Origin of the sequence: Sphingobacterium psychroaquaticum, assembly GCF_900177625.1 — a bacterium.
Classification (GTDB): Bacteria; Bacteroidota; Bacteroidia; order Sphingobacteriales; family Sphingobacteriaceae; genus Sphingobacterium; species Sphingobacterium psychroaquaticum.
In genome coordinates, this window is record NZ_FXAU01000002.1 from 1 (window position 1) to 16010 (window position 16010).

14 protein-coding genes are annotated in these 16010 nt (G+C 41.6%); 3 read left to right on the top strand and 11 right to left on the bottom strand.

Annotated features, from left to right (window positions below; all coding sequences use genetic code 11):
- The 11 genes from B9Y69_RS05385 to B9Y69_RS05440 all read right to left on the bottom strand — a co-directional run.
- A partial coding sequence (locus tag B9Y69_RS05385) for a beta-propeller fold lactonase family protein (RefSeq protein WP_144036513.1) occupies positions 1 to 2043 on the bottom strand: 2043 nt, incomplete at its 3' end.
- A gap of 716 nt (positions 2044 to 2759) precedes the next feature.
- Entirely contained in the window at positions 2760 to 3644 is an 885-nt protein-coding gene (gene atpG, locus B9Y69_RS05395) for an ATP synthase F1 subunit gamma (protein ID WP_085472015.1), read from the bottom strand.
- Between the two features lie 66 nt (positions 3645 to 3710).
- Entirely contained in the window at positions 3711 to 5285 is a 1575-nt protein-coding gene (gene atpA, locus B9Y69_RS05400; protein ID WP_085472016.1) for a F0F1 ATP synthase subunit alpha, read from the bottom strand.
- 52 nt (positions 5286 to 5337) lie between these two features.
- Positions 5338 to 5883 (bottom strand): ATP synthase F1 subunit delta, encoded by a 546-nt coding sequence (gene atpH, locus B9Y69_RS05405; protein ID WP_085472017.1) that lies wholly within the window; start codon positions 5881 to 5883, stop codon positions 5338 to 5340.
- 27 nt (positions 5884 to 5910) lie between these two features.
- Complete coding sequence (locus B9Y69_RS05410) at positions 5911 to 6411, bottom strand: F0F1 ATP synthase subunit B (RefSeq protein WP_085472018.1); 501 nt, start codon at positions 6409 to 6411, stop codon at positions 5911 to 5913.
- 107 nt (positions 6412 to 6518) lie between these two features.
- The gene (gene atpE / locus B9Y69_RS05415; protein ID WP_028070619.1) at positions 6519 to 6707 is read right to left on the bottom strand and encodes an ATP synthase F0 subunit C; all 189 of its coding nucleotides are present in this window, start codon (positions 6705 to 6707) and stop codon (positions 6519 to 6521) included.
- 33 nt (positions 6708 to 6740) lie between these two features.
- Positions 6741 to 7829: a F0F1 ATP synthase subunit A gene (gene atpB, locus B9Y69_RS05420; RefSeq protein ID WP_085472019.1), complete on the bottom strand. Its 1089-nt coding sequence runs from the start codon at positions 7827 to 7829 to the stop codon at positions 6741 to 6743.
- 84 nt (positions 7830 to 7913) lie between these two features.
- A complete protein-coding gene (locus B9Y69_RS05425) occupies positions 7914 to 8318 on the bottom strand; it encodes a hypothetical protein (RefSeq protein ID WP_085472020.1) in 405 nt (134 codons plus the stop codon).
- Complete coding sequence (locus B9Y69_RS05430; RefSeq protein WP_085472021.1) at positions 8311 to 8538, bottom strand: AtpZ/AtpI family protein; 228 nt, start codon at positions 8536 to 8538, stop codon at positions 8311 to 8313. The genes B9Y69_RS05425 and B9Y69_RS05430 overlap by 8 nt, the downstream gene beginning before the upstream one ends.
- A gap of 43 nt (positions 8539 to 8581) precedes the next feature.
- Positions 8582 to 10813 (bottom strand): helix-turn-helix domain-containing protein, encoded by a 2232-nt coding sequence (locus tag B9Y69_RS05435; RefSeq protein ID WP_085472022.1) that lies wholly within the window; start codon positions 10811 to 10813, stop codon positions 8582 to 8584.
- A gap of 164 nt (positions 10814 to 10977) precedes the next feature.
- Positions 10978 to 12060 carry a hypothetical protein gene (locus B9Y69_RS05440; RefSeq protein ID WP_085472023.1) on the bottom strand — a complete coding sequence of 361 codons (1083 nt, stop codon included), beginning with the start codon at positions 12058 to 12060 and terminating at the stop codon, positions 10978 to 10980.
- A gap of 135 nt (positions 12061 to 12195) precedes the next feature.
- Here B9Y69_RS05440 and B9Y69_RS05445 point away from each other — a divergent pair, with 135 nt between their 5' ends.
- From B9Y69_RS05445 to purU, 3 genes are all read left to right on the top strand, one after another.
- Positions 12196 to 12699, top strand: a complete 504-nt coding sequence (locus B9Y69_RS05445) for a cupin domain-containing protein (RefSeq protein WP_085472024.1) — start codon at positions 12196 to 12198, stop codon at positions 12697 to 12699.
- Positions 12700 to 12799: 100 nt separating this feature from the next.
- Complete coding sequence (locus B9Y69_RS05450; RefSeq protein ID WP_085472025.1) at positions 12800 to 14659, top strand: DNA topoisomerase IV subunit B; 1860 nt, start codon at positions 12800 to 12802, stop codon at positions 14657 to 14659.
- 138 nt (positions 14660 to 14797) lie between these two features.
- On the top strand, positions 14798 to 15640 hold the full coding sequence (gene purU, locus B9Y69_RS05455; RefSeq protein ID WP_085472026.1) for a formyltetrahydrofolate deformylase: 843 nt from the start codon (positions 14798 to 14800) through the stop codon (positions 15638 to 15640).
- The last annotated feature ends 370 nt before the right edge of the window (positions 15641 to 16010 follow it).

The window sequence follows — 16010 nt, forward strand, 5'->3', positions numbered from 1 at the left end:
AAGTTCAATGGTATAGTTTGCATCCGAACCTCCCGTTAAGGTGATCGGATAGTTGCCTACAGCAGAAGAAGTGCTGGCTGTCGTGGCAATCGTTGGTAAGGTCGCCGGTTTGGTATCGCCATTGACCAAGCCCTCATAGCTGTATGTCAAGACTGGCAATGCCGCGCCATATACTTTAGATTTCGCATCCGCCGTGATCGTTAGCACTTTTGGGTTAACTATAAATGTCCGTTCTACGGGCAACGCTGCACCAAACCCCGAACTGGCACTTTGTGTAGCGGTAATCGTCACAGTTCCTGCACTTTTAATTTTTACTTGACCGGAAACAATTTCAGCCACTTCAACATTGCTACTCGTATAGGTTATCGCTTGTGAAGTATTTGAGCTTTGGGCTACTAAATTAAAAGCAGGATCACCATAAAATTTGTTTGCAATAACTGGGAACGTAATAACTGGAACTGGATTCTCTGAGTTTATCTTTACCGAAACAATAGCATCTGCACTTAGGTTATTGTCTTCATCCAAAACGTTAATAGCAATTGTTCGGTACGAAATCGTACCAGGAGTTACATTTGGATCTACACTAGGCGTGTAGCTTATACTCCTTAACACATCTCTATACTGCGATAGAGTTGCCCTTCCGGTGAGGCTTAACGTTTTCGCATTTGCATCATAAACACCAATTATTCCATGTTGTGGAGTTACGGACAAAATATCACCACTCATACCCGCACTTACTTTCACTGTGGCAGAAATTAAATACTCACTATCTGAATCGTTAATTTCCAATCCAGCATCAAGCACAACAGAGACATTATTAGCCGTAGTTACCTCATTCGTGCTCAATACAACAGCCGGTACGGACGATAATAAAACCGCTATACCCGCATCACCTTGTCCCGCAACATATAAATGCCTACTTAAGGGATCCATCATCATACCGGATGCCGAAGCTAAACCATCAACTCCGCCCTCCCCATCTTTTAAAACAGTGCTTAATGTTAACAGGCCACTGGAAGCATCTCGCCTAAATGCAGTGACGGCATTAGAAGTTATAGCACTGGCGTAAACGTATTTCCCATCGGGACTTACAGCTAAGCTCCTTACGCCATTCAAGCTGGTTATACCCCCTACATTATTGGCAACTTTGTTTACATAAGTAAGCATACCCGTATTTTGGTCTACGCTGAAAATAGCTATCGCGTTTTCCTTTTGCCCGCTTACATACAGGAATTTCCCATCGGGAGATAACAACAGTGAGGAAGCTCCCATAATACCATCAACACCGCTAGCACCGTCTTTATAAACCTTTACCAGGGTTAGAAATCCTGTGGTTTGATGGATGGAGTATACGCTAACCGTATTACTTATTGTGGCCGTTACATATAAAAATTGGCCGTCTTTGGAAGTGGCTATATTCTTTATGGGACTACTTGTTGGAGAATAATCCTGATTTAATTCGTTTCCATTTGCAGCATGAACCTGTTGCTGGATAAACGTGATTGCTCCCGTGTCAGGATTTCTCGAAAACACAGCAATTCCTAGAGAAGTCTGTCCCCCAATTCCGTAAACCCATTTCCCGTCAGGGCTAACGTAAACAGAAACAAAGCCTCCAATTGTCATGGCGTTACCTATCCCTGCTCTTACAGTGTTAACAAAGCTTAATGCACCGCTCGTTACATCCCTTGAAAATGCAGTAATATTGCCACTAGGCGAGGCTACGTAAATACTTTTATTATCAGAACTGGCTGCAATACTGAATGCGCTAACTATCCCTGTAATACCACCGATACCATTTCTTATGATACTGCTATAGGTTAGCTTTCCTGTATATACATCTCTATTAAAGCATACAACAGCACTATTGCTATAAGCTGCAGAATAAACAAACTTACCGTCCGCGCTCACTGCAATATCACTAACACCACTCAGTCCGTTGGCCCCATTTTTAACAACTTCTACAAATGTTAATGCGTTTTGGGCTCTAGCGTGACTAAAGCCAATCATGAGAAAAAGTAAAATTATTAAATGATTATGTTTCATCTGTTAATAATATAGAGTTAGTATAGTTTATCTTTTAGGAACCATAACGAGTCTTTACTAGGCTACGATGTATCGTATCGTAGCCATTACATGGAATGGCTGTCATTAGTGCGTTAACAATGGTTTTCGTTTTGATTAAAACTTGCGTCGAAAATAAAAAAAACGTATATATATATATAAATAAAGAGGGGACAAAGAAGGGACAAGGAGGGACAAAGAATAATATATTGATAATCAACAACAAAAAACCACATCTTATCTTTAAAGTTAAGTTCCTTATTATCCTCAGGTAATCATAGTCTCATTTAACAGTTTCGAATATGAGAATCGAGCGTAGAAACGAGACATTAGGTCATAGAAACGAGACATAAGAAAAACGCAAAAAGATCATTTTCATTTCGTATGATATGCATTATATTATAAACTAAAAGACCAATAAAAATGGGGCGTCTTTCCGTTTATAACTTTCCTTTACTTAAAAGAATAATTTTCAATTCTCGACCGCTGCACAGGGAATGCATCAGCCAACTGTGATATAAACCTTATCACCTTGAGGAATCCTTATCGTAGATGTGAAGTGTTCTCTTGTTTAGACTCGGATACATGGACCATCTTTCGACCAGCTTAGCTGCGACAGCTAGACGCAGACTGACTTAGTCTCAGGGCAACAAAAAAAGGGAGCTCAAGTGCTCCCTTTTCCAATAAATATTTTAAACTTAGCCGTTCGATAATGCCGCAGCACCCGAAACGATCTCAGTTAACTCAGTTGTAATTGCAGCTTGACGCGCTTGGTTGTACGACAATTTCAATGATTTAATCAAATCACCGGCATTTTCTGTCGCTTTATCCATTGCTGTCATACGTGCACCATGCTCAGAAGCGTTAGAATCTAAAACAGCTTTATACAATTGCGTTTTAATCGCTTTGGGTATAAGCTCCTCAATAATCTTTTCTTTCGAAGGTTCGATGATGTAATCAGATTCTTTTGCCGCAGCAGCATCAGTTTTCTCTTCCGGAAGAAGAGGTAACAATTGTTCCGCGGTTAAAATCTGCATTGCAGCGTTTTTGAATTGATTGTATACAATCTCTACACGATCGATATTACCCGCTTTGAATTCATCCATTACATACTCCGTAACTTTAGAAACATTCAAAAAGGTTAAATCGCTAAATAGATCGTTGTTATTTCCAATCACATCAAAACCACGCTTTTCGAAGAAATCATGACCACGCTTACCGATAGCGATAATGCTTAGATTTCCACGTGCGTGTTGCTCCGCGTACTTGTTAAAGATCAAATTATTGGCGGTCTTAATTGCATTTGCGTTAAAAGCTCCTGCCAGACCTCTATTGGAAGTCAATACAATAATTAAAACTTTCGTAGGAACGCGATCTTGTGTAAACGGAGAATCACTTCCTTCTACAGAGGCAGAAACCTGAGCCAAAATATCTCTTAGCTTATTCGCATAAGGGCGCAATTGCACGATAGCATTCGTAGCACGCTTCAACTTTGCTGCAGAAACCATTTTCATGGCTTTGGTGATCTGTTGCGTTGAGCTTACCGAGGTAATACGGTTTCTTACTTCTTTTAAATTTGCCATAGCGGGTATTTCGTATTCAGTAGTATGTATAGGCTAAACACCCGTACATACTACTTAAATATCAAATTAATATTTTGCTGCTAATTCCTTAGCTACTTTATCCAATACATCAGTCAACTCATCGCTGTATTTACCTACTTTAAGCGCAGCTAATACTTCTGGATGACGTTGTTCTAATTGCGTTAAGTATTCCGCTTCAAACTCACGTACTTTATTTACTGGAACAGAACGGAACAAACCTTTCGTACCCGCATAGATGATGGCTACTTGCTTATCAACAGATACCGGTGAGTATTGACCTTGTTTCAAGATCTCTACGTTACGTACACCTTTATCGATAACCGCTTTCGTTGCTGCATCTAAGTCAGAACCAAATTTCGCGAATGCTTCTAGCTCACGGTACTGCGCCTGATCTAATTTCAAGGTACCAGATACTTTCTTCATCGATTTGATCTGCGCGTTACCACCTACACGTGATACCGAGATACCTACGTTGATCGCTGGGCGGATACCGGCGTTGAACAAGTTAGATTCCAAGAAAATCTGACCATCCGTGATGGAGATTACGTTGGTCGGGATATATGCCGAAACGTCACCTGCTTGTGTCTCAATGATAGGAAGAGCTGTCAATGAACCACCACCTTTTACCAAATGCTTGATAGAAGCAGGAAGATCATTCATGTTACGAGCGATATCGTCCGAAGAGTTGATTTTCGCCGCTCTCTCTAACAAACGGGAGTGAAGGTAGAATACGTCACCAGGGTAAGCCTCACGGCCCGGTGGGCGACGCAATAACAAAGATACCTCACGGTAAGCTACCGCTTGTTTAGATAAATCATCATAAACGATCAATGCTGGGCGACCTGTATCACGGAAGAACTCTCCGATAGCAGCACCCGCCATTGGCGCGTAGAATTGCATTGGAGCAGGGTCAGCAGCCGAAGCAGCAACAACAACGGTATAAGCCATTGCACCTTTTTCTTCCAATACACGTACGATGTTCGCTACAGTAGAGTTTTTCTGACCTACTGCAACATAAATACAGAATACAGGTACACCTGCATCATAAAATTCTTTTTGGTTTAAGATCGTATCGATACAAACAGCAGTTTTACCTGTCTGACGGTCACCGATAACCAACTCACGTTGTCCACGACCTACTGGAATCATCGCATCGATTGCTTTGATACCTGTTTGCAAAGGCTCTGTAACGGGCTGACGGTAGATTACCCCTGGCGCTTTACGCTCAATCGGCATCTCATACGTTTCACCTGTAATAGGTCCTTTACCATCGATAGGCTGTCCTAATGTATTCACAACACGACCAACCATACCTTCACCTACTTTAATAGATGCAATACGGTTTGTACGTTTTGCTACATCGCCTTCTTTGATTTCATCGGAAGCACCTAAAAGAACGACACCTACGTTATCTTCTTCCAAGTTCAACACAATACCTTCTAATCCGTTATCAAATTCAACCAACTCACCGGACTGAACTTTAGTTAAGCCGTAAATACGAGCAATACCGTCACCTACAGTAAGTACGGTACCCACCTCCTCTAGTTCGGCTTCTGATTTAAAGCCTGACAATTGCTCTCTAAGAATTGCCGAAACTTCATCTGGTCTTACCTCTATCATTGTTGTTATTATAAGGGGTTTTTGATTCTATTCTATTTTCTAATATCCAAGATTATACACCTTGGTTTGCAAAATGCTTTTCCAGTTTATTCAACTTACCAGCAATACTTGCGTCAATCTGTCTATCGCCAACACGAACAACAAAACCTCCAATTAAGGAAGGATCAACCACATTTTTAAGAATAACCTGTGCTTTGATCTGTTCTGCAATCTGTGTTTGCAACGCGCTTAGATTTGCATCCGATAATGAACTTGCGGAAGTAACGGTCGCTTTAACAATGCCTTTAACCTCATTGTATTCACGAACAAACTCAAGTGCAATATCCAGGATGATAGCTGCACGACCTTTTTTAGCTAAGATTCCAAAAAAAGATAAAATCAATGGATTTACCTTTCCTCCGAACAAAGCGTTCAGTACATTGAGCTTTTTATCACCACTCAGAATTGGGTTCTTAAGAACCGCTTGTAATTCTGTATTGGATTTTAGTACAGCGATAACACCGTCGATATCTGTCTTCACGATATCCAAGTTTCCTTGTTCCTTAGACAATTCAATAAGCGACTTTGCGTATCTTGATGCTACTGTAAAAATTGACATATTCTAAATTTAAATTTGACCTACCAATTAGTTTAACTTCACGTCTTTCAACAAATCGTTAACAAACGTTTGTTGCTTTCCTTGGTCTTCAAATTCTTTTGTTAATACTTTGCGTGCAATATCCAAAGATAAAGAAGAAACTTGGTTTTTAACATCAGCTAACGCTCTGTTTTTCTGCTCCTCGATTTCTAATTTTGCTTGCTCGATTATTCTTTTGCCAGACTCTTGCGCTTCCGTTTTAGCTTCCGCAACAATTTTATCTTTCAGCTCTTTTGCTTCTTTCAATATTTCATCACGCTCTGCACGTGCTTCTTTCAAGAGTTGTTCGTTCTCATTTGTCAAACGAGCCATCTCTAATTTTGCTTTTTCAGCAGATTGTAAAGCATCGTAGATTCCTTTCTCACGTTCCTCTAATGCATTTACAATAGGTTTCCAAGCATATTTCCCTAGGATAAAGATGACAATCAATAAAATGATTAGTTGCCAAAAGAACAACCCGTAGGAGAACTGATTAATTAATGCTTCCATTTATATATCGATTATAAAATATTGTTTTAAATTCTTGTCTTTTGTTAAGACACAACTCGCAACCAACCGTTGCGAGTTGTGTCTATACCATTTTTAATCAGCTTGGATTATTTACCTAAGATTAAAGCACCGAATGCTAAACCTTCAACTAGGGCACCAATGATGATCATCGCAGTTTGAATTTTAGATGCTGCTTCTGGTTGGCGTGCGATAGCTTCCATTGCTGAACCACCGATTTTACCTAAACCTAAACCTGCACCGATTACGATTAAACCTGCTCCAATTAAATTGTACATGATATTTATTTTATATAATTAAACAATAATTTCTTAGTGATGCGCGTGCTCCTCAACCGCCATACCGATAAATAGGGATGACAACATCGTGAAGATAAACGCTTGTAAAAATGCAACTAATAATTCCAAGAAGAACAATACCAATGTTAATAACATAGATACCCCGATACTACCTGGGATCGTTAATTGCTGTTGAAACAAATACACGATAGCGATAAGTCCCATTACCACAGAGTGACCTGCTGTAATGTTAGCGAACAAACGCAACATCAGTGAGAAAGGCTTGGTAAACATACCCAACACCTCGATTGGCGCTAAGACAAATTTGAATGGAACAGGTACCCCTGGCATCCAGAAAATGTGTTTCCAATAATCCTTATTTGCTTTAAAATTCGTAATAAAGAAAGTAAACAACGCTAAACACAACGTGACCGAGATGTTACCCGTTACGTTGAAACCTAGTGGTGTCATACCTAATAAGTTCAAAATAAAAATCAAGAAGAAAACCGACAATAAGTACGGCATAAACTCTTTGTAGCGGTGACCGATATTTGGAACGGCCATCTCATCACGTACATAAAGCACCAATGGCTCTAATACGCGACCCATACCCTTTGGAAGTGCATTCGCACCTTTTTTGTATGTCTTCGCTAAACTCAAGAAGCCCCAGAACATTAAAAATGCTGTTAACATTAAGCCGACAACGTTCTTTGTAATGGAGAAATCTAATGGCTTCGCGTTTGTAGGGTGTTGTTTTTCGTCGTAAGTGATCGTACCTGCCGCGTCAGTTTTGTAAATCTTACCGTGGTATAATTTATAGAACTGACCATCTTTTTCTACGACATGCTCACCATGGTGGAACTCGCCCGAAGAAAACACTTTCAAACCACCGTCAATTAAAATAACTGGCAACGGAAAACCATAATGTTTACCTGCTTTCTTGTCCGTAAACAATGAAAAATAGTAATCATCCTGTAAGTGATGGTCACTATATTCCTTGATTTCTTCAGCTTGAGTTTTAGGCGCATCACTGTGCGCTTCCTCAGCGGCCTTTAAGGTAAAAGGGTTGACAGCAAAAAATATTACTGTAAATACTAAAAGTGCTCTTTTAAGACTCACCATGTTGAATGTAGATTGTATTAAAATTTGCGCAAAATTACAATTTTATTTGGCATTAATTAACATTTGTTTAAACTTTTTATAACTTTAGTTTTCAACAGTCTTTTGTTGTTGATTTACAATCTTGTAGGCCACAAAAACATCGAAAAACAAAAACAGAAAAAAGACAGCTAGAAAATTCAGTTCTATGAATTGATTTTCGAACTTATTTAAACCCGCCTGAATGTATATATAGGATGCCACCGCCTTCAGCATTACCCCCGCCAAGAAGGCTACGCTAATACTTTTTGGCATTGCAAAATCAACCGCTAAAAGCCCGATTGTAACAACCAAAGAAGCGACAGCACCGAAGGTATACATACCCATCAGGGAGTAACCGCTCTGCGCCCACAAACCTTCTGTGCCCACCGCATTGATGACCAACGTTTGCAAACCATAACCAACTGCTGCTACAACAATCAAAAGCAGCACAAAAACTAAATTTTTATTCATTCTTATTTATATAATTCACTTGTCTTATAAACTGATATAGCGACACAACGACGCCAAGCATCGTAATGCCTTTGGTCCACCAGCCCCCTTCTACACCATATCGCCCATCCAACCAATCGCCCAACAGAAAGAAAACATAGATAGTCACCCCCATCTGGAAAGGCATACTGGTAAATACTAACCACTTGTTAATATTCGGCTTTTGCTTTTTTTCTTCCATATAAAATCATCAGTTGGCATCAAAGATAGTCATCCGATTTTATTTATGAAGAGGTCTTTTCAGCAGCCATCTCTACCACACGTTGACCAATCTTAATATCCGGGTAATCAAACCCATCCCCCAACAGCATCTTCAATTCCGAAGACGATTTACCTTCATTCTGCTCAATAACATCGACAATCTTCTTCAATTTATCTTCTTCAATCAAATCTGTAGCATCGATATCTGTTCCCACAAAATGAATCAAGTGCCCATAGATCGTACCCGCTACCATATCTCTTTTTTTTGCGATTTCCTCAATGGTTAAGCCATCCATAAAAAAGTCTAAAGAGATCGTCTTTGTGTCTTTCACGACATCTTCATCTACCGAAGCGACAGACTCATCCTTGGCACGCTCCGGCTGCCCCACTGCCGCCACAATTTCCGACAGGTCACCTTCTTTAGTCAATATATCAGCAATGGTCACACAATGCGCCAACTGCTCCTTCTTGCGGCGAAAATCCAGCAACATGGACTTTAACTCCTCCACATATTTTTTCGTCCGCTTCTTAATCTTCCACGCTTCAATATGCTCTTGTGTAGGCAACAGGATGTCCGCATCAAATTTTGGCAAGAACCAAGCTACTGCCGATTTCGTACGTTCACAAATTTTTGCATAGTCCAACGCTGCTTTATCACTCAACATCGCATAGAGTTGTGTAACGAACTTATTAGCCACCTTCTCTTGATCAACCAAGGTCTGCAAAACACCATTAAAGTATTCCACGGCCTCCGCTTTGCCATCTATATTACGATCCCGTAAGGATTGTTGTAATTCTCTGGTATCATCCACTAAACTCCCCCATCGGAAACTTTGGAGTAGAATCTGTCCGAGGTAATTACGCTGGCATGCTTCCAACATTTGCACCATTTTTTCCTCCGGAAGGGTACGCTTCATAAAATCTACGACCTGAAAGTCGGTCCGGATGGCATGCATCGGGATTTTTGATTTGAGCACCAATCCCTCTAACCCAGTCAACCTACTGAGCGCCACATAGACCTGCCCCGCAGCAAAAGAAGTCCCGGCATCGACCACCGCCTTTGTAAAGGTCAACCCTTGGCTCTTGTGAATCGTAATTGCCCAAGCTAAACGAAGCGGAAACTGCGAAAATGTCCCCAACACTTCCTCCTCGATCTTGTCTTCCCCTTTATTGTATTTGTAGCGGATATTTTCCCATGTTTCACGACGCACGACCACATCTTCAGAACCATCTTTAAAGGAAACCAGCACCTGATGTTTGTCCAAATTCAACTCCTTCACCTCGCCAATCTTTCCGTTGAAATACTTACGATCTTCACCGGAATCATTTTTTATAAACATGACCTGCGCTCCTAGCTTTAATGGCAAGGATTCATCCGCAGGAAACGACGAACTTTGAAAATCGTCTTTCACAACCGCCTTTACATTATGCATTTTCCCTGCCAACGCTGCTAATTGCTCCTGATTAATGGAATCCGCAAGTTTATTGTGCGAAGTCAAGGTAATATACTGCTCATCCGCTTCTGGCGAGAATGTTGGATTATGATGTTTGTTTAACGCATCAAGATCGTCCTGCGTACAATTATTATTCCGGATATTGTTGAGCAAACGAATAAAATCACCATCATTCTGACGGTATATTTTATTCAATTCCAGCATGATGGGCGGATGCTCTCGAAGCACCTTCGCGTCGAAGAAAAAAGCGCTTGTATAATGATCCCGTAAGACCTGCCATTCGTGATCGCGCACCACGGGAGGCAACTGATATAAATCCCCAATAAAGAGCATCTGAACGCCACCAAAAGGGCGCATATCCCGCCGTACTGACTTTAAGATAACATCAATAGCGTCCAACGTATCCGCGCGGACCATCGATACCTCATCGATGACCAACAGCTCCAATTCCTGGAGGATGGCACGCCGTTGTTTCGTCAGCTTAATCGTCGAAAAAAGGCGACTTTTATTGTAAATATGACTATCCTGTTCATTCCAATTGAGTGGATAATCTTCAATAAAAGTACCGAAAGGCAACCAAAACAACGCATGTAGGGTAGTTCCGCCCGCATTCATTGCTGCTACACCTGTTGGTGCCGTTATTGCCATTTTCTTATAACAATTCTCTCGAATATATTTCAAGAAAGTTGTCTTTCCCGTCCCCGCCTTACCGGTCAAAAACAAATGTTGGTTGGTTTGATTTACAAAAGATACTGCCTGTATAAAAGCCTTGTTTTGTTCATCAAATTTTGGTTGCGCCATGGATTACCCTTCTTTTATTTTCACTAATGGAACAAAGATAAGAATATCTAATGTTTACTGTCTACCCAAAAGCGGTAAACGCCACTCTTTATGCACCACCGCCCCCGAAGGAACACGCGCCACATTTCAATTGTTGCTTGTCTCTCGATTGAAAGTAACGCTCACTATTGCGTAGGCAAATACTCCAAGGGAATCATAGGTATCCCCTTCGGAAAAAACAACCCATTAAAATCAAAGTAAAACAGCGTTCCGCTCTCGCTATGTCGCACTTGTAATAGCGCTTCTACATTATCCGTTGTACTGATGTATCGGAAATCATAGTGCGCAGGCCCCAAAACCAGCTTGTTCTTCTCTTTCGTATTTACAAGCACCATCCGACCTTCTTTGGGAATAAGACTAAAGGTATCGTTCAATTGGATTGACTTGGCGGCAGGCCGAATAACACGATTTCTTATCTGTGGAGGAGGCAGCATACTGCCGCGCAGCACCACCTCTCTTTGGAGCAAATTGGATATTTGCTCCGTACGATAAGATGCCATGCCTACCTTTTTAAAATCGAGATCATATACCGCAACAACATCATCCGACTCGTCGATACCATAGTGCTGCCCAAACGTGCGCTTAATAGCCGATTGTGTATCAAGCGCGAAACCAGTCAAGGTCATAGGAGTATCATTACCGACCTGAAATATCAAATCATAACTAGTGAAAGCCGGCAGGTTGCCTACCACAGAAAACCCTTCCTCAGCGACCAAAACATCATATGTTCCGTCCTCTTTCAAGGCCCATACAAAATGCTTCCCTCCACTAACTTCATTCGACCAAGCTTGGTCATTTGGTTCTATAGCGACATACGCATGGGCCAACCGGGTCAATCCTTTGGACGCCGAATAGAGATAGGAATGGCCATCCTTTCGGAAATGAAAAAACGATTCCTTACCCAGGTATAACGTCCCAGATTCCGCATCAAAATCGCCATACTGATCCACACGACCACGGATCGCATCCATCACATAATCACCTTTAATTTGATAATCGTCTTTAATAATATAACTTCGGAAATCGCCAACCACATAGTAATTTCCTATCTGGCCAGGGTTACGGGTTATTCTTCCAGAAGATTCCATTAAGCCATTTTCTCCTTCATAGCGAAATGGCGCATATTTAGTTAATTGCTCTTGGGCGCCTGCCTCCACAACAAGCGTCAACGCCAATAATAGTCCTATCGTTTTTCCGATATTTTTCATGCCTAAAGATATTACTTTTTCCGCGCTTATACAGACCTCTATAGCCCAATAAACCATCTATGAACGGCTTTAAACGCTATACTTTTTTCCCTTTTTCACAAAAAACAACTAACTTCACCTCAAATACAATCAACCATGGCAGAGTACATAGACAAAGGCGAACTTTTTAAACAAATAGAAGCACAATTAACCGCGCAAGGCTTTACAATCGACAATGTAGACGAAACGAGACCTTGGGGTGGTTTTTTTGTAATTAATGAAGATCAAGCACAAAAGTTTGCTGATCAATATTTTGATGGACTGGATGTTCAAAATCTAAAGATTTCGGGTAAATTAAGTCCTAAGATTTTAATTGTAGGACCTAGCAAACGCTTGTCTTGGCAATACCACCACCGCAGAGCCGAAATTTGGCGTGTAACGCAAGGTGAGGTTGGTGTTGTAACAAGTTCTACCGATGAAGAAAACGAATTAAAAAGATTGAAAGAAGGTGAGTTCATCCGCTTAGCACAAGGAGAACGCCACCGTCTAATTGGCTTAGATTCCTATGGTGTTGTCGCTGAAATTTGGCAACATACCGACGAGCAGAATCCTTCAGACGAAAGCGATATCGTTCGTGTTCAAGACGATTTTGGTCGATAAATATCAACCTCTCTAAATCTTTAAGCATACTTCATGATTATTGAATCATGCGGTTTTTTTATAATTTTGTTAGCGACGATAAAAAAGTAGAGGACACCTTATGACGACATATAACGAGGATAGCATACGTTCATTAGACTGGAAAGAGCACATTCGCTTACGCCCGGGGATGTATATCGGTAAGCTTGGCGATGGTTCAGCATACGATGATGGGATTTACGTTTTGCTAAAAGAGGTGGTGGACAACTCTATCGATGAGTTTGTGATGGGTGCCGGCAAAGCTATTGACATCACGGTACACGATAATAAAGTCTCTGTTCGCGATTACGGACGTGGTATTCCTATCGGGTCTGTTGTGGATGTTGTATCCAAAATTAATACAGGTGGTAAATACGACAGTAAAGCGTTCCAGAAATCCGTAGGCTTGAATGGTGTGGGTACAAAGGCTGTCAATGCGCTCTCGAGTCAATTTGTGGTGCAATCCTACCGACAAGGTGTGACGCGTATTGCGCAGTTCAGCCAAGGAGAGCTCCAAAGCGATGAACAAAAGGAAACAACGCAGCGTAACGGTACGGCGACAAGTTTCTATCCGGATGATTCGATCTTCCGAAACTACAAGTTCCGGATGGAATTTGTGGAGAACATGATCTGGAACTATGTATTCCTTAATTCCGGATTGACCATAAATTTCAATGGTCAGAAATTTGTTTCCGAAAACGGGTTACGCGACTTATTGGAACGCAATATCGACACGGAGTCTATGCGCTATCCGATTATTCACCTCCGCGGAGAAGATATCGAAATTGCATTGACCCACGGACAGCAATATGGTGAGGAATATTACTCCTTTGTCAATGGACAGCATACGACGCAAGGAGGTACACACCAAGCCGCCTTCCGCGAAGCTGTGGTAAAGACCATCCGCGAGTTTTATAAGAAAGAATTTGATGCTTCCGATGTGCGCGCCTCGATCATCGGTGCTATTGCTATAAAAGTACAAGAACCGGTATTCGAATCGCAAACGAAAACAAAACTAGGCTCACAAAGCATCGGACCGGACGGACCTACTGTTCGGACATTTATCAACGACTTTCTAAAGAAAGCGCTAGATGATTTCTTGCATAAGAATCCGGATACTGCCGATGCTTTATTAAAACGTATCCTCCAATCGGAAAGGGAGCGTAAAGATATCGCAGGTATTAAGAAACTAGCAAATGAGCGTGCAAAGAAAGCATCGGTACACAACAGAAAACTGCGTGATTGTAAAACGCACTTTGGCGACAAGCACGAGCGGAACTTAGAAACGACACTCTTTATTACGGAGGGGGATTCGGCCAGTGGATCGATCACCAAGTCTAGAGATGTGTACACACAAGCTGTTTTTAGCTTAAAAGGAAAACCGTTGAACTCCTACGGGATGTCAAAGAAAATCGTATACGAAAATGAAGAGTTCAACCTCTTGCAGCATGCCTTAAACATTGAGGATGGGCTAGATGGTTTACGCTACAATAATATCGTAATTGCGACGGATGCCGATGTGGATGGTATGCATATTCGCTTACTACTGTTGACCTTTTTCCTTCAGTTTTTCCCGGACTTGGTCAAAGCAGGGCATGTTTCCATTTTGCAGACACCTTTGTTCCGCGTGCGCAATAAAAAGGAAACAATCTATTGTTATTCGGACGAAGAACGGAAAAGAGCTATTGCTAAGCTAGGTGGAAAGCCGGAGATTACCCGATTTAAAGGACTGGGAGAGATCTCTCCTTCTGAATTTGGGTTATTTATCGGTAAAGACATGCGTCTGGATCCGGTTATCCTTTCGAAGGAAAACAAGCTTTCACAATTGTTGGAATATTATATGGGCAAGAATACGCCTGAACGCCAAAAGCATATCGTTGGAAATTTACGCGTAGAAGTAGATTTAGAAGACGAGCTGGAAGCAGCACAAGCGGCTTCTTAATAAAGGAGCTATATATAGACCATGCCCCGCCACTGCGAGAAACGTAGTGGCGGGGCAGTCTAAAGATTTATCGAACGAAGATGATTGCCAGACTGCTGGCGCGAACCTTCGGCTCGTGTCCTATCACTAAACCAAACCATGAACAACCAAACCTTAATCCTCATCCAATGTGCGGATGCAGTGGGCTTAGTTTCCAATATTGCACATGTAATTGCTAAACATCAGTTAAATATTGTCACCATGCGTGAGTTTGTGGATGAGGTGAATCAGAAGTTCTTCCTGCGTGTGGTTTGCTCGGGTGTTCCCCAAGAGATGGACGAATTAACACAAGAGCTGCAACAAGCGCTCCCTACCGGCGCTGCGGTAACCATTAATCCGGCGCAACAGAAAAAGCTGGTTGTGCTGGTCACCAAGGAGCACCATTGCTTAGCGGACATCTTGGTTCGCTATTATTTCCAGACCTTGAATGCAACGGTAGAAGCGGTTATCGGCAATTACGATACGTTGCAGGACTTCACGGAGAAATTTGCTATACCTTACCACTATATCTCGCACGAAGGAAAAACAAAAGAGCAATTTGAAGCCGAACTAGCAGCTCAGGTTTCAGCATATAGTCCGGATTATATTGTCTTGGCTAAGTTCATGCGGATTTTATCACCAACATTTGTCGCTCAGTTTGAAGGTAAACTGATTAACATCCATCACTCCTTCTTACCCGCCTTCATTGGCGCAAACCCCTATCGCCAAGCACATACCCGAGGCGTTAAAATAATTGGTGCCACGGCACATTTTGTTACCAACGACCTCGATGAGGGACCTATCATTGTGCAACGTACCAAATCTATCAACCACAGCCAAGATGTTCCACAACTGGTTACCGCCGGCAAAGAGATTGAAAAAGCAGTGTTGAGCCACGCTATTCACCTTCTGACCGAAGATCGCGTCATGCTACAGGGAAATAAAACGATTGTCTTTGAATAAAGGGATATAGCAACAATCACGTACGAACAGGGAGATGCCCTGCCGGCATAGAGGCATAAGAAATTCGTTACTGCGTAGATCTTTACTTTTTTCTTGATAAAAAAGTAACCAAAAAATCAAGGCTGCATTCCTTATGCTACCTCATGCCATTCAAAGCTAAATCATCCAGAACTCACTTCGTTCAAACAAGGATGATTTTTGACACTTTGTCCGGCATTCGCCGACGCAGTCGGAACGCTAGGCCGTCTTGAAAAGTTTTTGTTCTCGCTTCTATCTATTCTTAACCGACTGATGTCTCATGCTAGCGCGAGCTTGTAGCTCGTGTCTAAAATGCTATTTTTTTGTTATCGCTTCTACCTATCCTTAACCG